This window comes from Aeromonas sp. SE22 (genome assembly GCF_038739755.1).
GTDB classification, from domain to species: domain Bacteria; phylum Pseudomonadota; class Gammaproteobacteria; order Enterobacterales; family Aeromonadaceae; genus Aeromonas; species Aeromonas jandaei.
Genome location: NZ_JBCGFD010000004.1, coordinates 205190 through 226063, shown reverse-complemented (window position 1 = coordinate 226063; position 20874 = coordinate 205190). Strand labels below are relative to the sequence as shown.

Here is a 20874-nt window from a genome sequence, read left to right as displayed (position 1 = left end):
CGACCTTCGGGTTATGAGCCCGACGAGCTACCGAGCTGCTCCACCCCGCGTCCGAGGTGGCCAATAATAGGCGCCAGCGCACAGATTGCAAGTAAATATATCAAAAAAAGTTTATTCGTAGATTTATACGACAAAGAGTGCGGTCTTTATCAGCATCATGCTGTTTTTTCAGGCAAACGAATCTGAGGAAGGCATCCGGCACTACACTCAATAAGCTGAACACTCCTCATTTTGGGTAGGTATGATATGCGCATCTCCGCCGGACATTGCCGTCAGTTGGGGGCTACACCCGACAGTCACGGCGTCAACTTCGCGATCTGGGCACGCCTGGCCAGCCGGGTAGAACTCCTGCTCTTCTCCAGTGCAGAAGACTGCACCCCAGAGGTGATCCCGCTCTCGCCCCGTTTCAACCGTACCGCCTATTACTGGCATATCCATATTGAAGGCCTGCCCATCGGGCAGCGTTACGCCTATCGCATTCAGGGCCCATGGCGCCCCTATTGCGGTACCCGCTTCGATGGGGAAAAGGTGCTGCTCGATCCCTATGGCCGCAGCATCGAGCTCGGCCCCAACTACGATCGCTGGGCTGCGGCACTCCCGGGCAGCAACATTGCCAGCTGTGCCAAGAACCGGGTGGTCGATACCCGCCACTATAACTGGGAGGGTGACAAGCTACCGGCCCACTCCCTCTCGCGCTCGGTGATCTACGAACTCCATTTGGGGGGCTTCACCAACTCGCCAAGCTCCGGGGTTGCACCTGAACTGCGCGGCACCTACCTGGGTCTCATCGAGAAGATCCCCTATCTGCAATCCCTCGGTGTCACCGCCGTCGAGTTGCTGCCGGTGTTCCAGTTTGATCCGCAGGATTCGCCCAAAGGACTCTCCAACTATTGGGGTTACAGCCCCATGTCCTTTTTCGCCCCCCACGCCCAATATGCCTGCGGGGACGATCCACTGACCGAGTTTCGCGACATGGTCAAGGCACTGCACAAGGCCAATATCGAAGTGATCCTCGATGTGGTCTACAACCACACGGCGGAAGGGGGCAACGATGGCCCCACCTTCTCGTTTCGCGGCATCGACAACGAGGCCTACTACATCCTCGACAACAACCAGCAGGACACCAACTACTCGGGCTGCGGCAACACCTTCAACGGCGCCCACCCGGTAGTGCTGCGGATGATCATGGACAGCCTGCACTTCTGGCGACAGGAGATGCACGTCGATGGCTTCCGGTTTGATCTGGCGGCCATTTTGTCGCGGGATGAATCGGGCCAACCGCAGGCCAACGCCCCCACCCTGCGCACCATAGACACAGACCCCAACATCGCCGATATCAAGCTGATTGCCGAAGCCTGGGATGCGGGGGGGCTCTATCAGGTGGGGTCACTCGCCGGCGCGCGCTGGCGTGAATGGAACGGTCAGTTCCGCGACGATGTGCGCCGTTTTCTGAGGGGGGACGATAACAGCGTGACCGCCTTTGTCGAGCGACTCTGCGGCAGCCCCGATATCTACCACTATCACCATGCCGACCCCGAGAAGAGCATCAACTTCGTCACCTGCCACGACGGCTTTACCCTGTGGGACTGGGCCAGCTACAACCACAAGCACAACGAAGCCAACGGCGAGCAGAACCGCGATGGCTGTGATCACAACTTCAGCTGGAACCACGGCCACGAAGGGGTGACGGAAGATCCCCAGATCAACGCCCTGCGCATGCGGCAGGCAAAGAACATGATGGTAGCCACCCTGCTCTCGGTGGGCTCCCCCATGCTGCTGATGGGCGACGAACTGCTGCGCACCCAGCATGGCAACAACAATGGCTACTGTCAGGACAACCCCACCTGCTGGATGGACTGGCAACCCAGCGCCCGCAGTCAGGAGATGTTCCGCTTCATGAAGGAGCTGATCCAGTATCGCAAACACCTGTTCCAGCGCCCCGAGCAGGAGAGCATGCCGTTGTCACTGACCGAGATCCTGCGCCACAGCGAGATCTGCTGGCACGGCGTCAACGCCATGCAGCCGGACTTCAGCCCCCACTCCCACGCCATCGCCATGTCGGCCCTCTCGAGCGAAACCCGGCTGGCACTCTACGTGCTGTTCAACGCCTACTGGGAGCCCCTCACCTTCAACCTGCCAAGCCCCCCCAAGGGCGTCGGCGGCTACTGGCGACGGATCCTCGATACCGCCCTCCCCTCGCCGCAGGATATCTGCACCTTCGGCATGCCGCTGGAGGGACTGACCCGCGAATATCTGGCCCAGCCGCGCAGCAGTTGCCTCTTTATCTGCGGGGCCGACGACTTCTACTGATGCCCTCTCTTGCAAACAAAAAGCCCCCGGACAAATCCGGGGGCTTTCTATTTCAGAGCTCACAGTAAACCCGTTTGCGTCACACCAGCTGATGGAGCACGCTGGTTGCGGCGATCTGGGCAATGAGCAGACCACACAACGAAGTTGAAACCACAACCGGCGCAGTGTCACGCTGCAGATAGAGCGGGCTGAACCAGAGCAGCAGGGAGGCCACCAGCAATGCAGCCTGGGTCACCACCGCCGGGATCAGGGCATCGAGATTGGCCTCCCCCCCTTGCCAGCCCACCAGCACGCCCAGCCAGATAAGGCTGGCCATGGCACCAACCAGACCGGCCAGTGGCAGCAGGGTATTGAATGCCTGCAGGCGGTGACGTGCTCGCAGCAGCATCAGGTGGGCAAAGGCCGCACCCAGCATCGCCATCTGCAGCAAACCACTCACCCAGCCCTGCAGTTGCAGCAGGCCCACACCATAAACTGCCAGCGGCAACGCCGGTAGCCAGAGCAGGGAAGATGGGATGGAACGTTTCCCCTCCAGCCGTGACTGGGCGAGCGACAGGCTCACGCCCAGCACCAGCGCCGCACCGCCGCTCCAGATCAGCCAGCTGGCCGCCTTGGCCTCTACCGCCAGCATCAGCGAAAGGGCGGTAATGACCCAGATGGAGAAGAGTTGCTGGCTGATGCGCGAGCGTTGGCCAGGGCAGAGATCACCGCGCCAGAGCACGATGCCAAGGGCAACAAGGGCGCCCAGCGCCATCAGGCCGGTCAGGGGAAAAAGCCAGAAAGGGAGTTGGACGAACATGGCGCCTCCAGCAAAGGGTGTCGAAATGCGCCGTGGTGGCGCCAGAGAGGGGCCGAGTATACCCAAACCCGGCGCCATCCCCAACGCCTGACATCACAAGTGGCGGCCTTAACGCTGACCGCGGGCCAGCGCCACCACCCGGGCAAACATCTGGCGGATAACCGGCGGTATGTGTTCAGCGCCGAGCCGCTCCGCCTCTTCGACCACCGCCAGCGCCATACCCGGCTTGCTGCGATGATGGATCGCCTTGTTGATGATATGGCTGGCACTCCACATGGCGCGGCCACCGACACCGGCTTCGCGCCGGAATACTCCCTCAAAGCCGTTGTTGTAGAGGTAGTGCTCGATGTCGACCGCAGGCAGCTGGGTCAGCCGATCCCGCTCCCTGTCGCCTTTGAGCTGCCCGCGGGCCGAAGCGGCATATTTGACCCCCGCCTCGTCGCCATCGGCCAGCAGATGCCACTCGATGCCAAAGTCGCGCGCCACCTTGATCAGCGGTGACTGGCCACACTGGGCAAACTCGATGATCCGCACCCCCTCGGCCCGCAGGCTGTAGCCACAGATCTGGGCCAGCTCCGAGAGCAGCCAGATCTCGGTCTCCCCCTCCACCAGCAGCCAGCAACGGGCAAACAGCGACATGGGCCGGTTGATCCGCACATGGAAGGCAATCTTGCGCAGATCGTCGCTGCTGTAGCGCTCGCCACCCAGCTGGTGGCAGAGGATATCCTGCTGGCGCCGCACCAGCCGACGCACCTGATTGAGCGGCAGGGAGGAGAGCAAGTCCCCCGAGTTGGTGGTGAGCAGCTTCTGGCCAGGCAACTGCTCCAGCAGCCCCCACGCCAGCGCCAGCATGGTCGGATGGAGGCGGCTTTCGGGATCTTCGAGGATCATGATGGGGCGAGCCCCCTCCTCCAACTCCCGGTTGCCACGCGCCTGCAGCAGGGTCGCCGCCATCCCCGCCATCGCCAGCTGCAGGGCCCGGTTGTCCGCCTGACGCAGCAGGGTGTGCAGGTTACCCGGATTGCGCAGTGTCATGGGGCGATTGATGATGTCGCGCTGACTGCGCGGCTTGTTCTTGATGGGCGCCAGCGCATTGAAGTAGTGATCCATCAGCTGGCGCACCGCCTGCAGCGCTTCCTTGAGCTCGGGCTCGCCAATGCGCTGGGGCTCGTCGATGAGCTTGTCGGCCAACTCGTTCAGGCGATGTTCGGAGAGATCTCCCCACTGCAACGTCTCCACCCCGTTGCGGGCGGTGCGGGCATCGCGCAGGCGAAAGACCGGGTTCATGGTGATGAGCATGCAGACCAGTTCGTGAGCATTGGCGATGGGCAGGCTCTTGCCCACCCCGTCGAGAAAATCGTGCAGAGTCGCGACCGTACCATCCTCCAGCAGCTCGGCACTGGCACGATAGTGAATGCGGTTGAACTTGTCCTTGTGCAGCACCCAGGCGGGGCAAAGTCGGGCCAGACGGCGGGAGTGCTGGCACATCTGGGGTCGGTGCTCACAGAAGGTGAGCACCAGTTGCAGATGGCGCGCCGGGGCGAGCTCGGGATCTTCCGGCCGGTGGAAATCCTCGGCGCCAAACTGATAGGGCTCGGCATTTTGCCCTAGCAGACACCAGAGGGCGCGCAGCAGGCTCGATTTCCCCCAGGTGTTTTCACCGATCAGCACTGTGGTATGGTCGAGCCCGAGCGACAACCGATTGATGCCGCGAAATCCTTTAACTTCAATACGTTCCAGATACATCCAGCCATGTCCACGTCACTCTGATGGAGCAATAGTGGCAAAGTTGCCGGAAAAATCCTATCTGGCAGCGCCCTTTTTCAACGGGAACTGTGAGGAATAGCCGGTTCGGGCGGGGTTGGCTCGGTCAGGCGCCCCTGCGGGGCATTCCAGTGGTTGAACCAGAGGTGGCGGGTACGGATCTGGCGCTTGCGATGATTCAATGGCGGCTCCTGTTTGTGGCACTGCGAAATGACGGGGTGAGCGAACTCACCGGAACGCATTGAGTCTCGCGGTTAACTGTGACAGGAGGATGACAGCCGGGCACGCCACTGCCCCGGCGTCAGACCAAACGCCTCGCGAAAGCGGTTGCCAAAGTGGGCCTGGGAGGAGAAACCGCACTGGCTGGCGATCGTCGCCAGCGGTTCAACACCTGCCAGCAACTGTTTGGCCCGCTTGAGGCGCAGCTCCAGCAGGTAGCGATGGGGCGGGCAGCCGAGGCTCTGACTGAACATGCGGGCGAAGTGATACTCGCTCAGACCCGCCTGCTGCGCCAGCTGGGCCAGCGTCACCGGCTCGGCCAGATGAGCATGAAGGTACTCCTGCACCCGCCGGATCGCTACCGGAGCCAGCCCGCCACGCACTGTCGGCAGCGCTGGCGCCGCCTCGGTATGGTGGCGATAGGCGTGGAGGATCAGCATCCAGGCACCGTGAGAGAGCGCCAGGCGGTCGATGCCGTGCTGCCACTCTAGCTGCATCAGCTGACTCTGCACCAGCAATGCGGCCTTCGGATCGTCGATAAAGGTCTTGTCCAGCAGTTGCAGGTGGCGCCCCTCGCGATCGCACACCTCCTCGGCGATGCGGGTCAGGTGGGCCGGGGTGAAGTAGAGGTGGAAGAAGCGAAACTCCTCGCGCACCAGCCATTCGGATCTGTGGTGATCCGGCATGATGCACACCTTGCCGGTGCCGCCACAACCGCCCGGCCCGTCGAGCCGCTCGGTCTGCTCGCCCCCCTGCAGATAGACGCTCAGGGTGTGGTGGCCCGGCTTGTGGTAGCGGGTCTGATCGTAGCAGTTGCGCCAGCTGGCGACGCCAAGCCCGGGCTCCAGCCAGCAGGAGTCCTCCAGCCGGGCGCCGGTGCTGACCAATGCGTCGAATACCCCTGCCGTTTTCATCTGACCCTGCCTCTCCCTGACGATCCCGGCAAGCCCATCCTGCCGTCCGCTCATCTTACCGGCTGACGCCCGGGATAACAGCGGCCCACAAACAAAAACCGCAAGATGGTGCAAGCCAGCAAGCCCCTGCCCACCCCATGCTGGAATACAAACCTACCTACTTGTGGAACAACCGATGAACCTTCTGCTCTATCTCGCCACCGTCCTTATCTGGGGCAGCACCTGGATCGCCATCGCCTGGCAGCTTGGCCCCATTCCCATCGAAGTGTCGGTGCTCTATCGCTTCTTGCTGGCGGCGGTGGCGCTGTTTGCCCTGCTCACCGCCAGCGGCCGCTTTCCGCGCCTGCCGTGGCATGGCCAGCGCTATGCGGCGCTGCTCGGCGCCCTGCTCTTTTCCACCAACTTTCTCTGTTTCTACCACGCCACCCGCTATATCCCGAGCGGCATGTCGGCGGTGATCTTCGCCAGTGCCAGCATCTTCAATGGCCTCAACCTCTGGCTGTTCGAGGGCAAACGCCCGGGCCTGCGCTGGCTGCAAGGGTCGCTATTGGGGCTCTTTGGCACCCTGCTGCTGTTCTGGCCGGTGCTGGCAGATGCGCAACTGGGTGCAAACGGCTGGAAGGGATTGCTGTTCGCCTGTGGCGGCACCCTCTGTTTTTCGCTGGGCAATCTGGTCTCGGCCCGCGGCCAGCGCCACGGCTACCATGTGTTGCAGATGGTGCCCTGGGGCATGGTTTACGGCGTCGTGCTGTTGCTGGGCTGGGTCACATTGCTCGGTCAGCAACTGGTGGTGCCGACCGACAGCCACTATCTGGCGGCCATGGTCTACCTCGCCCTGTTTGGCTCGGTCATCGCCTTTACCGCCTACCTGACCCTGGTGGGGCGCATCGGGGCCAGCAAGGCCTCCTACGCGACCGTGCTCTTTCCGCTGGTAGCGCTCACCCTTTCGACCTTCTATGAGGGATTTGTCTGGCAGCCGGTGTCAGTGGTCGGCGTGGTGGTGAGCCTCATCGGCAATCTGGTGATCTTCGCACCACCCTTGAAGAGCTGGCGCATTGGCCCGTTCAAGGCGGTAAACGACACTTGCTCCTGAAGCGACCAGCCCCTAAGGTAACGCAGATCCAATCTGCAGATGGCAAGGGGGCGAGATGTTACTGGAAGGGCTGGAGACGCTGAGCCTGCTGGCAAGTGAAGGAACCATGGCCAAGGTGGCCAGCCGCCTCTATATCAGCCAGTCGGCGGTGAGCAAGCGGATTGCCCAGCTGGAGCAGCGCCTTGGCAAGAAGCTGATCGAGCCGGAGGGGCGCCAGATCCGCCTCACCCCGCAGGCGCTGGAGCTGCTGGAGCGGGTAGCGCCAAGCCTGGCCGAGATGAAGGGGGTGCTGGCCGACAGCCAGGATCTGGCCGATCACAGTCCCCTCCCCATCGCCTGCTCCGAGACCCTGCTGGCCGGTTATCTCGCCCACTTCATGCGCGGCTACCTTGGCCGCGACCCGCATCTCGCCCTCTCCACCCACCACACCCCGGTCATTCTGGCACGGGTGCGCAGCGGCGATGCCCTGCTCGGCATCTGCGCCGGTCGCCTCCCGCCCGGCCATGGCCTCGGCGCCGAGCTGCTGCTGGAGGAGCCCTTCTATCTGGTGGGAGAAGAGCAGCAGAGCCTGCCCCCTGCCGCTCAGGGTGGTGGGCGCAAGATCCTCACCATGGATCTGGAGAACCCTGCCAATCGCTATCTGCGCGAGCCCCTCGCCGCCCTCGGCCTGGAGCCCGCCATGGAGCTCGACTCCTATCTGGCACTGATCGAGCTGGCCAAGGCCGGTATCGGCCCGGTCCTGCTGCCTGCCGGTCTGCTGGCGCTGGTGGGGGAGCAGGGAGAAACGGCCCGCCTGCTGCCGACACTCGCCCGCCCGCTCCATTTGGTCTACCGGCCAAACAGCCTCAAGCGCGAGCGCATTGCCAAACTGGTCAGCGCCTTGCGCAAACACTTCAGCCATTACAGCGACACACCGCGCTAACGCTGTAAAACCGCAGATATGACAACGGGGCCCGAAGGCCCCGTTAACAATTGCGATGCGGCAAGCAAGGCGCACATCAGATCCAGGCAAACAGCTCGGGATACTGGCTCCACACCAGCTTGGCAGACATCAGCAGGGAGACGGTCACCAGCAACGGCTTGATCAGCTTCACCCCTTTTTTCAACACCATTTTGGAGCCAAAACGGGCGCCCACGAATTGTCCCAGCGCCATGCAGAAACCGACGCTCCACACCACCTTGCCGCCGAGGGCAAAGAACAGCAGGGAGGCGATGTTGGAGGTGAAGTTGAGCAGCTTGGTGTGGGCGGTGGCCCGCGCCATGCCAAAGCCTGCCAGCGCCACGAATCCGATGGCAAAAAATGAACCGGTCCCCGGCCCGAAGAAGCCGTCATAGAAGCCGACCCCGCCCCCCACCAGCAGCGCAAACAGCATGGGGGTCAGGCGGCGGGAGCTCTCGGCATCGCTCACCCGCGGCGAGAAGAAGAAGTAGCAAGCAAAGGCCATCAACAGAAAGGGGAGCAAACGCTCCAGCACGGCGGCATCGATGGTCTGTACCGCCAGCGTGCCCACGGCGGCGCCGATAAAGGTGCAGATCACCGCAGGCCAGATCATGGCCCACTCCAGCAATCCTCTGCGGGCATAGAACCAGGTGGCGGAGAAGGAGCCGAAACTGCTCTGCAGCTTGTTGGTGCCAAGCACCAGCGCGGGGGGCATGCCGGTGGCCAGCAGGGCCGGCACCGTCAACAGGCCGCCGCCACCGGCGATGGCATCGATAAAGCCGGCGATGAGCGCCACGCCAAACAGGGCAAACAGGGTAACCAGTTCCAATTCCATCCATAGACCTCACGGGATTGGGTTGCCCGACACAAGGGCAACCGGGGGGAGAATAAACACGCCGGGCAGAGGGGCTGCACTGACTGCCGGTTATCCTAACGGGCCAAAGTCCATGAATCTAACGAAACAGTGGCAGCCAATTGATTCCTGATTTTCACTAATTTGGGCTCACGCGCCCCTGCCCCTCGGCTCAGGCGGCGCTTTGTGGCGCCGGTGACTCCGCTTCCGCTCCCTTGATGGCGGTCAGGGCCGCCAACAGCGGCGCCTCGTCATCGCCGGGGAAACGGCTGACCCGACCGGCCATGTAGCGACGGCTGAAGAGATTGAACCAGTGCTGCAGCGCCTGCCCGGCCTTGAGCTCCCCGGCCACTTCCAGCACACAGGCGGCCACCTCGGCGGTGCAGAGGTGCTCCTCGCTGTTGGCGACCCGCATACCGTAAGTGGAGAGCGCATCGGGCTTGATGGCCAGCACCGGAAAACCGTCGAGGTAGGGGCTCTTGTTGAACATCTTGCGCGCCTCGGGCCAGGTGCCGTCGAGCAGGATAAAGAGCGGCTTCTTGCCGGGCGCCAGCACAACCTCGCCGGTCAAACGGGCCGGCTCCTTTTCACAAGCGGGAAAGACCACATAGGGTTGCCAGGCAGGATCGGCCAGCAGGGCTAGCAGCTCGGGATGGGGCTCGGTGCGCGACCAGAGAAAGGCCCAGGTGGTATCCGGCAACACATCGGCGATAAGGCGGCCGGTGTTGGAGGGCTTCATCGGCTCGCTGTCGTACATCAGCAGGCAAAAGCCCGCCTCCGCTTTGAGCTCGGGGCGCCACTCGCAGGCACACCAATCCTCACGCAGCTGACAGGCGGGGCAACGGGCCAACGTGCCGCCACGGGCGAGAAACGGTCGGGTAGAGATACTCTTGCGCCAGGCCCGCAGGCGGTTGACGGCGTGATCAGGAACAGGCTTCATCTTGCGTCACAAACAGAGGGAGATCATCAACGGCGGCGCCAGCGGCCCGCCACAAAGGGGCTGGATTGTACCCAGTTGCGCGGCGATGGAACAGCATTCACTGCCCCTTTCGCCAATTCACACGTCCCGCAAAAAAGCTCAGGACTCCTGACAGGTGCGCAGCAGCTCCAGCAACAGGCTGCCGTCGCGCAGCGCTTTGTGCACCTGCACCGAGGTGGGCTTGGTGGGATCTTCGTAGAAGTGGGTGGATTCGATCTGCAGCCGCACCAGATATTCGGCCGGCAACTGGCTCGCCAGCGACTGATGCAACATGGGGAAGAGCAGCCGATCGGCACGGGTGATCTCGCCCCCCAGCAGCAGCTTGCCCGGATTGAGCAGGCAGATGAGATTGGAGAGCACCCGCGACAGGCGCCCCGCCGCCTGATGGAGAATGTCCTGACAGAGGCTGTTGCCCGCCAGCGCCAGCTCGCACAGCTCGCGAATGGTGACGCTCTCCGGCAGATCGTGCTCCTGCATCCGCTCGCGCAGATCCCGGTATTGCGCCTCCAGCGCCTGATTGGTCACCAGCGTGCAGGCGCAGCCAAAGCCGCCGCAGTAGCAGCGCTGGCCATAGGGTTCGAGCTGCAAATGGCTGAGATCGCCGAGCAGCGCATTCTCGCTCTCGATAAGCTGGCCATTGACCACCATGCCGACCCCGATGTCGTTGTGAACGAACACCAGCACCGCATCGGCGCAATTCTTGGCGGCTCCCCACTCGCGCTCTGCCTGGATCCAGGTGCGCACGTCGCCGCTCACCAGCACCGGCACCGCAAAGGCCTCCTGCAAAGCCGGCCCCAGCGGCCAGTTGCGCAGATCGTAGAAGGGGAAGTGCTTGACCATGCCGGAGTGGCGCTCTACCTGTCCCGGCAGACAAAGGGCGATGCAGGCAAGGTTGAGGGCCTTTTTCGGCAAGAAGCTGCGAATGGCGTGAACCAAGCTATCCAGCAGTTCGCCGCGCTCGGCCTCGGTAAAAATATGGCGATGGCGCGCCAGCGAACGACCGGTGAAGTCGAACAGCGCCATGTCTACATAACCACGCCCCAGCCGCATGGAGAGAAACTGGAAGCGGCGCTCGTTGATGCGCAGCAAGGTCTGGCGACGGCCACGCCCCACCGAGCTTTCACCACAGGTGACCACCAGCCCGCTGTCGAGCAGCTCGCGGGTGATCTTGGTAATGCTGGCGGGAGAGAGACCTGTCAAACGGGAGAGATCGGTGCGCGACAACTCCTTGTGCTCTTCCAGGCTGGCATAAACCAGGCCGTAGTTGAGCTGGCGGATCAAGTCGATACTACCTTTCACGATCTCATTCATAGGCTATGGGGCAAACGCAGACACAGAGGGCGGCAATTTTCACACATTATTGGTCAATCCCCAAATAAAGTGCGGCCTGAACCGGGGTTCAGACCGCATCTTGTGGCACTCGTCACCTGACAAGGCCGGATCAATAGCGGAACTGGGAGACCAGCTTGCGCAATTTGTCGCCGGTATTGGCCAGATCACGGGTGGTGCTGTTGGACTCGACCGCCGCGCTGGTCAGCTCGCTGACAATCTGCTGGATGGCCACCAGGTTCTTGTTGATCTCCTCGGAGACCGCGTGTTGCTCCTCGGCGGCCGTGGCGATCTGGATGTTCATGTCGTTGATGGTGCTGACCGCCATCACCATGCTGTCGAGGGAGCTGGCGATATGGCTCGCCTCCTGCACCGTCTCTTGGCTGCGCTCCTCGCTCGCCTGCATTACATCCACCGCCTGCTTCACCCCGCCCTGCAGACGCTGGAGCATCTCGTTGATCTCCTTGGTGCTCTGCTGGGTACGGCCGGCAAGGGATCGCACCTCGTCTGCCACCACCGCAAAGCCGCGGCCCTGCTCGCCAGCCCGGGCCGCTTCGATGGCCGCGTTCAGCGCCAGCAGGTTGGTCTGCTCGGCGATGCCGCGAATGACCTCCACCACAGAGCCGATCTTGCCGGTCTCCTGCGCCAGCTGCTCGATAACGCCGGAGGCGGTATGTACCTCGCCCACCAGCCGGTTGATGCTGTTGATGGCGGTACTGACCACGCCGCGTGCCGCATCCGATTCGCGGGCCGCATCGCTGGTAGCACTGGCGGCATTGGAGGCGCTGGCAGCCACCTCCTGCGCGGTCGAGCTCATCTCGGTCACAGCGGTGACCACCTGATCGGTCTCCCGGCTATGACCGTGCATCTGCTGGTCGTAGTGCTCGCTCAGGTGATGCAGCTTGTCGACGGCGCTGAAGAGGTGGTTGCTGGTCTCCCCGACCTGACTCACTACCGACTGGATCCGCTCGACGAAGCGGTTGAAGGCGCTGGCCAGCTGACCAATCTCATCCTTGCTCTGCACCTTGAGACGTTGGGTCAGATCCCCCTCGCCGTTGGCGATATCGTTCAACGCCAGCACCGCATCTGCCAGCGGTTTGCTGACCCGGTTGCCGACGATAACGGTCGCCACCAGAGTGACGCCCAAAATCACCAGGATCACCAGCACCCCGACCTGCAGCGAGCTGTTCATCTTGCTCTCCCGCTCGGCACGCAGGGTGGCCAGTTCGTTGTCGATGTCATCGATATAAAAGCCGGTCCCTATGATCCACTGGTATTTGTCGAGCACCAGGGTAAAGGCCAGCTTGGGCGCATCACGGCCAATGGAGGGCTTGGCGGTCCAGTATTCGGTAAAGCCATCCCCCTGACGGGCCGACTTGAGGATCTCCTGGATCAGGAACTTGCCCTTGGCATCCTTGTCATTCCAGCGATTTTTCCCCTCCAGTTCAGTGCGAACCGGCAGCAATATGGTATTGCCCTCAAAGTCATAGACAAAGAAGTAACCGTCGCTGCTGTAGCGCAGCGGTCTGAGCAACTCTTTGACCTTTTGCCGATTCTCCGGTGAATCAGGCAAGGAGTAGACAGCGTTGATGGCAGTCTGGGCCATCATGATGTAACTGCTGAGCAGCGCCTTTCGATCCTTGATCGCCTTCTCCCGCGCCACCACCAGATCAGACTCCAGATCGCTTCTGGAGAGCATGTAGTTGCTGAGATTGACCGCCAGTGCCATCAACAGCACAGGGAGCGCTCCGAGTAACAGGATTTTCTGCTTTAACGTCATTTTTCACATCCTTGCAGCTGTTTTTATTGGAATTCCTTGCCCAATCATCAGTATAGGTGCTGGCAGTTCGCGGCTCGCTTTCGTTACAATTCCCTTAAAATAAATCGGCCAATTAGCGAAAAACATGACTCTTTGCCCTTGCGGTTCCAACCTTTCTCTCGATCTGTGCTGCGGATCACTCCACGGCGGTACTCCTGCTCTCACCCCAGAACAGCTGATGCGCTCGCGCTACAGCGCCTTCGTGCTGGGTCTGGGGGATTATCTGGTGCATAGCTGGCACCCCGACTATCTCGGTGATCTGACCGCAGAACTGCTCTCGCAGACCGATACCCAATGGGATGGCCTCGAGATCATCGCCAGTCAGGGCGGCCCCGACGACATACTCGGCATGGTGGAGTTCAAAGCCTGGTTCGTGGAAGGCGAGACTCGTCACTGCCTGCATGAACGGTCCCGCTTCGTGCGTCATGAGGGGCGCTGGGTCTATACCGACGGGGAGATAGATCCCGTCCCGCTCCGGATCGGGCGCAATGATCCCTGCCCCTGTGGCAGCGGCAAGAAGTTCAAGAAGTGTTGCGGCAATTGAGGCTGACTACTTAAATGAATCTGTAACGCGGGAGCATCGGGACCATGATCCATGACACAACAGACTCAGCAGTCACCCTTCAAATCGATCAAGGATCGCATCAAGGCCAATAAGGAGAAGGGCATCTCCATCCAGGGGCCCGATGTCATGGATTATCTCTATCCCGCCAGCAAGGTCGGGATCGAGGTGATCACTCCGACCGGTCAGCTGCGCTCACTGCCTGCCGTGCTGATCGGCGCCGACAAGGCGCGCATCATCTATTTCAGCCTGCCCGCCACCACCCCGGCGGATGCCGCCCTCTACTGCCAGCCGGGTTACCGGCTCACTGCGGCCATCATCTGCGAGCGAGGCGTGGGAGCCATGCTCTGCTTCGAGGGTTTTATCGAGCAGTTCAACAAGCAGCCCCAGCTCTTCACCATGCGCCAGCCAGAGAGCATGACCCTGTTCAAGATCCGCAAGGAGATCCGCTACCCAATCAGTTGCACAGGAGTCGCTCTTTTTGCCCAGCATCCGCTCAACATCCATCTGGTGGACTTTTCACTGGCAGGTTGTGCCTTCAGCACTCACCATCAGGCGCCGACCATTCCCCTCAACCACTCGCTTGAGCTGCGTCTCGATGCCTCTAGCGCCAACGGGATGCCCTACCAGCTGACCGGCACAGTGCGCAACCAGCGCCAGATCAACAACTACCCCGTCTACGGCATGCAGTTCGACGCAGCCGGCTTGCAGCAAAGCGAAACCTTTTTAAAGCACCTAGAATTCAATGGCCATCAGATGGTCGTTCGCACTCAAGCTGGCGCCGTTGCGAACATCGCCATGGGCCACTCCGCCCTCTGAAAGGGGCTATTATCAGGCCGATCCCGATCACATTTCTGAGCATTAACGGTCGAAAATGTTCGATCACGCTCATTTATTTGGTCTGAATCAAACATTTTACTCACGGTTAACGTCAAACTTCTCATCAATGTGAGTAGCGAGACCGGCACCAATGCAAAGAATAACTACACAAGTCGTCATCATAGGCGGCGGGGCCACCGGGGCAGGCATCATGCGCGATTGCGCACTGCGTGGCATTGACTGCATTCTGCTCGAACGGGACGATATCGCCGCCGGCACCACGGGGCGCAACCATGGCCTGCTCCACTCGGGAGCACGCTACGCGGTAACGGATCAGGAGTCCGCCCGCGAGTGCATTCAGGAAAACCGTATCCTCAAGCGGATTGCCAGCCACTGTGTCGAGGACACTGGCGGCCTCTTCCTCACCCTGCCGGAAGATGACATCAATTTCCAAACCACCTTCATGGATGCCTGTGCCCGCGCCGGGATCGAAACCCGTCAGCTCGATCCCCGCGAAGCCTTGCGTATGGAGCCCAACGCCAACCCGGCGATGATCGGCGCCATCCACGTGCCGGATGGCACGGTCGATCCGTTCCGCCTCGCCGCGGCCAACGTGCTGGACGCCAAAGAGCACGGCGCGCGCATCTTTACCCACTGCAAGGTGCTTGGACTCTTGCGCACTCAGGATCGGGTACACGGGGTCAAGGCGATCAACACCCGCACCGGCGAAGCGTTCGAGGTGGAGTGTCAGGAGGTGATCAACGCCGCCGGCATCTGGGGCCAGCAAATTTGCGAATACGCCGATCTCGGCATCCGCATGTTCCCGGCCAAGGGATCCCTGCTCATCATGGATTACCGCATCAATCAGCTGGTGCTCAACCGCGCCCGCAAACCGGCGGATGCGGACATTCTGGTGCCGGGCGATACCATCTCCCTCATCGGCACCACCTCCAGCCGTATCGATTACAACAAGATTGACCAGCTCACCGTCGAGCCCGAAGAGGTGGAGGTGCTGTTGCGCGAGGGGATCAAGCTTGCCCCCATCATGGCGCGCACCCGTCTGTTGCGCGCCTACGCCGGCGTTCGCCCGCTGGTAGCAGTGGATGGCGACGAGAGCGGCCGCAATATCAGCCGCGGCATAGTGCTGCTCGATCACGCCGAGCGCGACGGCCTCAAGGGCTTCAACACCATCACCGGCGGCAAGTTGATGACCTACCGCCTGATGGCCGAGTGGGCCACCGATCTGCTGGCCAAGAAGCTTGGCAACAACAAGCCCTGCCGCACAGCCGAGCTCAATCTGCCCGGCTCGCGGGATCCGGAGAAGGTCTCCGCCCCGGGGCTCTCGGTGCCTGCCGAAGGGTCGGCCCAGTACCGCCACGGCGAACGGGTCATCGCCTTCTTCCGTGACAATCCGAAAGCCAACGCCCTCATCTGCGAGTGCGAGATGGTCACTGCCGGTGAAATCGAATACGCCCTGCGCGAGCTCGATGTGGACAACCTCATCGACCTGCGCCGTCGCACCCGCCTTGGCATGGGCCCCTGTCAGGGCGAGCTCTGCGCCTACCGCGCCGCCGGCCTGATGCAGGAGTACGGCAAGGCGGACGGCCGTCAGGCCTGCGTCATGCTGCGCCAGTTCCTCGAGGAGCGTTACAAGGGCACCCGCCCGGTGCTGTGGGGCGATGCCCTGCGCGAGGCCGAGTTTACCTACTGGATCTACGAGGGGCTGTTTGGCCTGGGCGAATGGACCACACCGCAGCTGGTCACCGATGCGCCACGCGCCCCCGGGCAGCACAATGCCACTCACGCCACTGAGAAGGAGAGCCGTCATGAAGTTTGACAATATCGTTATCGGCGGCGGCATGGCAGGCCTCTCGGCCGCCCTGCGTCTGGTAGAAGCGGGCCAGAAGACCCTGCTGATGGCCTCAGGCCAGAGTGCCCTGCACTTCTCCTCCGGCTCGGTCGACCTGCTGGAGAGCGAAGGGGATCCCCGCGCCGCCCTGCCCGCCTTTATGGCGGCCCATCCGGATCACCCCTACAGCAAAGTCGGAATGCAGAATATCGAGGCAAGTCTGGCCGACCTGCAGCGCCACTGCGCCGAGCAGGGGCTGCCGCTGGTGCGCCACGAAACCAATCACCAGCGCCTGACCCCCATTGGTACCCTCAAACGTACCTGGCTCTCCCCCGATACTTGCGCCTGCGTCACCGATGCACCGATCCCGGACGTGCTGCTGCTGGCCACCCTCGAGGGCTTTCGCGACTTTCATCCGGCACTGGCGGCGGCCAATCTGGCGACCCATCCGCGTTTTGCCCACTGCCGCATTCTGACTGGAGAAATCCGCCTGCCCCAGCTGGCGGAATTCAGCCGCAATCCCCATGAGTTTCGCTCTGCCGATATTGCGCGTCTGTGTGACAAGCACCATCTGGTGGCCGATCTGGCCAGCGAGATCAGTCGAATGGTGCAGGAGAGCGGCGTGCCCGACTGCCGCCATATCGTGCTGCCCGCCTGCCTGTCGCTGGGGCTGGTTGGCCCGCGTCTGGCGGAGCTGGAGCAACGTACCGGCTGCACCATCAAGGAGGTGGCGACCATGCCGCCATCGCTGATCGGGATGCGGATGCAGGAGGCGCTCAAGCGCCGCTTCATGGCCCTTGGCGGCACCTTCCTCACCAGCGAGCGGGTGCTGGGCGCCCGTTACGAGGGGGATCGGGTGGTCGGCGTACACACCCAGAATGGCGATGACCAGCTGTTTGAAGCGGACAACTTCGTGCTCGCCTCCGGCAGCTTCTTCAGCCGCGGGCTGGAGTCCCGTCTGCGCGGCATTCGCGAACCCATCTTCGATGCCGATGTGCTGAGTCTGGAGGAGCGCGACGCCTGGGCCGGTCGCCGCCTGTTCGATCACCACCCCTTTATGGGCTTCGGGGTCAAGACCGACGACAAGCTCAGAGTGCTGCGCGGCGGCAAGCCGCTCACCAACCTCTACGGCGCCGGCAGCGTGCTGGCGCACTATGACCCCATCAAAGAGGGATCAGGTTCCGGTGTCGCGGTTGCCACCGGCTGGCAGGCCGCCGGCCATATTCTGGGCGCCGCCCAATGATGATTTTGTCCCATATCCCGTGCCTTCACACCCTACGGGAGGAGAACTGACATGCTACTGGATCATGCCAATCAAACTTTCGATCAGTGCATCAAATGCACCGTCTGTACCGCCTACTGTCCGGTGGCCAAGGCCAACCCCGCCTACCCCGGCCCAAAACAGGCGGGCCCGGATGGGGAGCGGCTACGGATCAAGAGCCCGGAGCTCTTTGACAGCGCCCTCAAGCACTGCACCAACTGCAAACGCTGCGAAGTCGCCTGCCCGAGCGGGGTACGCATCGGCGACATCATCGCCAAGGCCAAGCACCAGTACAGCGGCTTCAAACCGGGGATCCGCGAGTTCGTGCTCTCCCACACCGATCTGATGGGCAGCATGTCTACCCTGATGGCGCCGGTGGTCAACTTCACCACCGGCCTCAAGCCGATGAAGCTGGTGCTGGACAAGGCGCTGGGAGTCTCCTCCCACCGCGACCTGCCCAAATACTCCCAGGGCACCTTCCGCGGCTGGTACAAGAAGCAGAAAGAGACTCAGGCCCGTTATGAGCGCCAAATTGCCTATTTCCACGGCTGCTACGTCAACTACAACCACCCGCAACTCGGCAAGGAGCTGGTGCAGGTGCTCAACGCCATGAACATCGGTGTCCAACTGCTGGAGCGGGAGAAGTGCTGCGGCGTGCCACTGATTGCCAACGGCTTCATGGACAAGGCCAAGCAGCAGGCGGCCTTCAATATCAAGCAGATGGAGAACTCCCTGCTCGGCAACGAGATGCCGCTGCTGGCCACCTCCTCCACCTGCGGCTTTACCCTGCGCGATGAATATCCCCACCTGCTGGAGCAGGACAACCACAAGGTGCGGGATCGCATCTCGCTGGTGACCCGCTTCCTGTGGAACGAGTTCTACAAGGGCAACAAACCGGCGATGAAGCCGCTCAACCTGCACATCGCCTACCACACCCCCTGCCATATGGAAAAAATGGGGGGTGTCATCTACACCCTCGAATTGCTGCGCGCCATTCCTGGGGTCAAGGTGACGGTGCTGGAGTCCCAGTGTTGTGGTATCGCCGGCACCTACGGCTTCAAGTCGGAGAACTATCAGACCAGCCAGACCATCGGCGAGGGGCTGTTTGATCAAATCAACCGCCTCTCCCCCGATCTGGTGATCACCGATTGCGAAACCTGCAAATGGCAGATCGAGATGAGCACCAGCTTCCGCTGTGAGCATCCCATCCACCTGCTGGCCCAGGCACTGGCCTGATCGGCTGATAAAAAGACAATCCACGCAGAGATAAACAAAGAGCCGGCAATTGCCGGCTCTTCCTTTTACTTTTACGTTTCACGCCTGCTATCAGAGATGCTGGATGATCAAACTGTGGTTATCCAGCATGCTCTGCAGGATGTCGTGGAAGGAGGTGCTGACCGACTCCGACACAGCACAGCCCCACCCCCACTGTAAAAATACAATAAAGGAGCAGCCAAACAGCAGCGCCTATCGATAATTATGTGAATAAAAATTTTAGATTTCGCATAGCCATTCCTCTTGCCGAGCGACGAAGAAGAGATGGCCATAGCGCCGAGGAGTGAACTGACCTCCACAACCCTCTTTGCCCTGCTTCGTAAAATCCGCTGATTTTTCTTGGCAAGACCGTCACAACAGCCTGACTTTTCGTAAAATTCTACCCAGATCTCATTTCTGTGTTTTGCTCGTGCTGCCAATTGATCTGGCGCAACTCCCCTCCCGATAATTCATCATTTTGTTTACCAGTTTGATAACGTCGTTCTCTGAAAATGCATAAATCCGGTTTATTCACCGGTAATAACAACAGGCCTGCCACCCCGCTCGGGGTGTCGATCTCCGCATCACAAAAGGGAGCCGGTCAGGCCAGACAAGGACAATGATTGGGAGTGATGATGGTGAGTTCACACAACAGACAGAGCAGACTGGGGCTTGCCGCCCTGCTGCTTACCACCTGCCTTGGCACCAGCGGCTGGGCACAGGCGGCCGACGAGGCACAATCCAAGGGCAAGATCGAGGCGCGCAGCGAGCTGTTCGCCAAGGATCACGCCGATCAGTTCACCAGCTGGAAAGGTACCAGCGAGAGCCGCGAGCGCACCGACGCCCTGGCGGAAGATCCCCAGATGGTGGTGCTCTGGGCCGGCTACCCCTTCTCCAAGGATTACAACAAGCCGCGCGGCCACTTCTATGCGCTGACCGACGTGCGGGAAACCCTGCGCACCGGCGCCCCCAAGACCGCCGAAGATGGCCCGCTGCCCATGGCCTGCTGGAGCTGCAAAGGCCCGGATGTGGCCCGCGTTATCGATGAAAAGGGTGAGGATGGCTACTTCAAGGGCATGTGGGCCAAGGGCGGCCCCGAGATCGTCAACACCATCGGCTGCGCCGACTGCCACGATACCGCCTCGCAGGAGTTCAAGGAGGGCAAGCCCGCCCTGCACCTCTCCCGTCCCTATGCCGACCGGGCCATGAGTGCCATCGGCAAGCCGTTCAAGGAGCAGGGGCGCTTCGATCAGCAGTCTCAGGTGTGCGGCCAGTGCCACGTGGAGTACTACTTCAGTGGCCCTACCAAGGCAGTGAAATTCCCCTGGGACAAGGGCACCAGCGTCGAGCAAATGGAAGCCTACTATGACGAGCTGGGCTTCGCCGACTGGACGCACGCCCTCTCCAAAACACCGATGCTGAAAGCCCAGCACCCCGAGTACGAGACCTGGCGCGCCGGCATTCACGGCCAGAACAACGTCGCCTGCGTCGACTGCCACATGCCCAAGGTGCAGAACGAGCAGGGCAAGGTCTACACCGATCACAAGGTGGGCAACCCTTTCGATCGCTTCGAGCAGACCTGCCGCAACTGTCATACCCAGAGCAAGGAGATGCTGCAGGGGATCGTCAAGCAGCGCAAGGAGGCGGTACACGAGCTCAAGCTGAAAGTTGAGAAACAGCTGGTTCACACCCACTTTGAAGCCAAGGCGGCCTGGGATGCCGGTGCCACCGAGGCCGAGATGAAGAATATCCTGCAAGACATCCGTCACGCCCAGTGGCGCTGGGACTACGCCATCGCCTCCCACGGGGTGCAGATGCACGCCCCGGAAGTGGCGCTCAAGGTGCTCGGCACTGCACTGGACAAGGCCGCTGATGCCCGCACCAAGCTGGCTCGTCTGCTGGCTGCCAAGGGAATAACCCACGAGATCGCCATTCCCGATATCTCCACCAAGGAGAAAGCGCAAGCCGCCCTTGGCATGGATATGAAGCAGTTCAACAGCGACAAGGCACAGTTCCTCAAGACCACAGTCCCCGCCTGGGACGCCGAGGCCAAAGCGGCCGGACGGCTGGCACAGTAACGGCGCCTGCGGGCCCGGCCAGCTCGGGCCCG

18 protein-coding genes are annotated in these 20874 nt (G+C 61.7%); 10 read left to right on the top strand and 8 right to left on the bottom strand.

All coding sequences use genetic code 11. From position 1 onward, the window contains the following. Both AAHA39_RS10510 and glgX read left to right on the top strand, forming a co-directional pair. Positions 1-186, top strand: a 186-nt coding sequence (locus tag AAHA39_RS10510; RefSeq protein ID WP_342690016.1) for a hypothetical protein, incomplete at its 5' end; no start/stop codon positions are given. Positions 187-246: 60 nt separating this feature from the next. Further along, positions 247-2310, top strand: a complete 2064-nt coding sequence (gene glgX, locus AAHA39_RS10505) for a glycogen debranching protein GlgX (protein WP_041210273.1) — start codon at positions 247-249, stop codon at positions 2308-2310. A 79-nt stretch (positions 2311-2389) separates the two neighbouring features. Here glgX and AAHA39_RS10500 read toward each other — a convergent pair whose 3' ends face one another. From AAHA39_RS10500 to AAHA39_RS10485, 4 genes are all read right to left on the bottom strand, one after another. Beyond that, positions 2390-3109: a hypothetical protein gene (locus AAHA39_RS10500; RefSeq protein ID WP_320656552.1), complete on the bottom strand. Its 720-nt coding sequence runs from the start codon at positions 3107-3109 to the stop codon at positions 2390-2392. A gap of 108 nt (positions 3110-3217) precedes the next feature. Further along, positions 3218-4855, bottom strand: a complete 1638-nt coding sequence (locus tag AAHA39_RS10495; protein WP_041210275.1) for an ATP-dependent endonuclease — start codon at positions 4853-4855, stop codon at positions 3218-3220. A 77-nt stretch (positions 4856-4932) separates the two neighbouring features. Continuing rightward, positions 4933-5055, bottom strand: a complete 123-nt coding sequence (locus AAHA39_RS10490; RefSeq protein ID WP_255933577.1) for a hypothetical protein — start codon at positions 5053-5055, stop codon at positions 4933-4935. 72 nt (positions 5056-5127) lie between these two features. Then, a complete protein-coding gene (locus AAHA39_RS10485; protein WP_156128762.1) occupies positions 5128-6006 on the bottom strand; it encodes a helix-turn-helix domain-containing protein in 879 nt (292 codons plus the stop codon). A gap of 175 nt (positions 6007-6181) precedes the next feature. Between AAHA39_RS10485 and AAHA39_RS10480 the strand changes: the two genes are divergently transcribed. Further along, positions 6182-7099 carry a DMT family transporter gene (locus tag AAHA39_RS10480; RefSeq protein ID WP_185227231.1) on the top strand — a complete coding sequence of 306 codons (918 nt, stop codon included), beginning with the start codon at positions 6182-6184 and terminating at the stop codon, positions 7097-7099. 55 nt (positions 7100-7154) lie between these two features. Next, a complete protein-coding gene (locus AAHA39_RS10475; protein WP_320656551.1) occupies positions 7155-8021 on the top strand; it encodes a LysR family transcriptional regulator in 867 nt (288 codons plus the stop codon). A gap of 76 nt (positions 8022-8097) precedes the next feature. Here the strand turns inward: AAHA39_RS10475 and AAHA39_RS10470 are convergent, their stop codons facing one another. From AAHA39_RS10470 to AAHA39_RS10455, 4 genes are all read right to left on the bottom strand, one after another. Next, positions 8098-8874: a TSUP family transporter gene (locus AAHA39_RS10470; RefSeq protein WP_043851743.1), complete on the bottom strand. Its 777-nt coding sequence runs from the start codon at positions 8872-8874 to the stop codon at positions 8098-8100. A 190-nt stretch (positions 8875-9064) separates the two neighbouring features. After that, positions 9065-9832 (bottom strand): tRNA-uridine aminocarboxypropyltransferase, encoded by a 768-nt coding sequence (locus AAHA39_RS10465; RefSeq protein WP_320656550.1) that lies wholly within the window; start codon positions 9830-9832, stop codon positions 9065-9067. 138 nt (positions 9833-9970) lie between these two features. Then, a complete protein-coding gene (locus AAHA39_RS10460) occupies positions 9971-11182 on the bottom strand; it encodes an ROK family transcriptional regulator (RefSeq protein WP_320656549.1) in 1212 nt (403 codons plus the stop codon). A 130-nt stretch (positions 11183-11312) separates the two neighbouring features. Beyond that, the gene (locus tag AAHA39_RS10455; protein WP_033116114.1) at positions 11313-12980 is read right to left on the bottom strand and encodes a methyl-accepting chemotaxis protein; all 1668 of its coding nucleotides are present in this window, start codon (positions 12978-12980) and stop codon (positions 11313-11315) included. A 124-nt stretch (positions 12981-13104) separates the two neighbouring features. Between AAHA39_RS10455 and AAHA39_RS10450 the strand changes: the two genes are divergently transcribed. The 6 genes from AAHA39_RS10450 to nrfA all read left to right on the top strand — a co-directional run bounded on the left by AAHA39_RS10450 (position 13105) and on the right by nrfA (position 20842). Further along, on the top strand, positions 13105-13563 hold the full coding sequence (locus AAHA39_RS10450; protein ID WP_081849384.1) for a YchJ family protein: 459 nt from the start codon (positions 13105-13107) through the stop codon (positions 13561-13563). Positions 13564-13614: 51 nt separating this feature from the next. Then, positions 13615-14400: a PilZ domain-containing protein gene (locus AAHA39_RS10445; protein ID WP_320656548.1), complete on the top strand. Its 786-nt coding sequence runs from the start codon at positions 13615-13617 to the stop codon at positions 14398-14400. Between the two features lie 151 nt (positions 14401-14551). Further along, the gene (glpA, locus tag AAHA39_RS10440; RefSeq protein ID WP_320656547.1) at positions 14552-16237 is read left to right on the top strand and encodes an anaerobic glycerol-3-phosphate dehydrogenase subunit A; all 1686 of its coding nucleotides are present in this window, start codon (positions 14552-14554) and stop codon (positions 16235-16237) included. Beyond that, on the top strand, positions 16227-17492 hold the full coding sequence (glpB, locus tag AAHA39_RS10435) for a glycerol-3-phosphate dehydrogenase subunit GlpB (RefSeq protein WP_071915069.1): 1266 nt from the start codon (positions 16227-16229) through the stop codon (positions 17490-17492). Before glpA ends, glpB begins: the two co-directional genes overlap by 11 nt. Positions 17493-17543: 51 nt before the next feature. Then, on the top strand, positions 17544-18746 hold the full coding sequence (glpC, locus tag AAHA39_RS10430; RefSeq protein WP_267511135.1) for an anaerobic glycerol-3-phosphate dehydrogenase subunit GlpC: 1203 nt from the start codon (positions 17544-17546) through the stop codon (positions 18744-18746). A 650-nt stretch (positions 18747-19396) separates the two neighbouring features. Beyond that, complete coding sequence (gene nrfA, locus AAHA39_RS10425) at positions 19397-20842, top strand: ammonia-forming nitrite reductase cytochrome c552 subunit (protein ID WP_320656546.1); 1446 nt, start codon at positions 19397-19399, stop codon at positions 20840-20842. Positions 20843-20874 lie beyond the last annotated feature (32 nt).

Coding starts and splice junctions, on each gene's coding strand:
- glgX (WP_041210273.1), top strand. CDS start 247: ATGCGCATCTCCGCCGGACATTGCCGTCAGTTGGGGGCTACACCCGAC.
- AAHA39_RS10500 (WP_320656552.1), bottom strand. CDS start 3,109: ATGTTCGTCCAACTCCCTTTCTGGCTTTTTCCCCTGACCGGCCTGATG.
- AAHA39_RS10495 (WP_041210275.1), bottom strand. CDS start 4,855: ATGTATCTGGAACGTATTGAAGTTAAAGGATTTCGCGGCATCAATCGG.
- AAHA39_RS10485 (WP_156128762.1), bottom strand. CDS start 6,006: ATGAAAACGGCAGGGGTATTCGACGCATTGGTCAGCACCGGCGCCCGG.
- AAHA39_RS10480 (WP_185227231.1), top strand. CDS start 6,182: ATGAACCTTCTGCTCTATCTCGCCACCGTCCTTATCTGGGGCAGCACC.
- AAHA39_RS10475 (WP_320656551.1), top strand. CDS start 7,155: ATGTTACTGGAAGGGCTGGAGACGCTGAGCCTGCTGGCAAGTGAAGGA.
- AAHA39_RS10470 (WP_043851743.1), bottom strand. CDS start 8,874: ATGGAATTGGAACTGGTTACCCTGTTTGCCCTGTTTGGCGTGGCGCTC.
- AAHA39_RS10465 (WP_320656550.1), bottom strand. CDS start 9,832: ATGAAGCCTGTTCCTGATCACGCCGTCAACCGCCTGCGGGCCTGGCGC.
- AAHA39_RS10460 (WP_320656549.1), bottom strand. CDS start 11,182: ATGAATGAGATCGTGAAAGGTAGTATCGACTTGATCCGCCAGCTCAAC.
- AAHA39_RS10455 (WP_033116114.1), bottom strand. CDS start 12,980: ATGACGTTAAAGCAGAAAATCCTGTTACTCGGAGCGCTCCCTGTGCTG.
- AAHA39_RS10450 (WP_081849384.1), top strand. CDS start 13,105: ATGACTCTTTGCCCTTGCGGTTCCAACCTTTCTCTCGATCTGTGCTGC.
- AAHA39_RS10445 (WP_320656548.1), top strand. CDS start 13,615: ATGACACAACAGACTCAGCAGTCACCCTTCAAATCGATCAAGGATCGC.
- glpA (WP_320656547.1), top strand. CDS start 14,552: ATGCAAAGAATAACTACACAAGTCGTCATCATAGGCGGCGGGGCCACC.
- glpB (WP_071915069.1), top strand. CDS start 16,227: ATGAAGTTTGACAATATCGTTATCGGCGGCGGCATGGCAGGCCTCTCG.
- glpC (WP_267511135.1), top strand. CDS start 17,544: ATGCTACTGGATCATGCCAATCAAACTTTCGATCAGTGCATCAAATGC.
- nrfA (WP_320656546.1), top strand. CDS start 19,397: ATGATGGTGAGTTCACACAACAGACAGAGCAGACTGGGGCTTGCCGCC.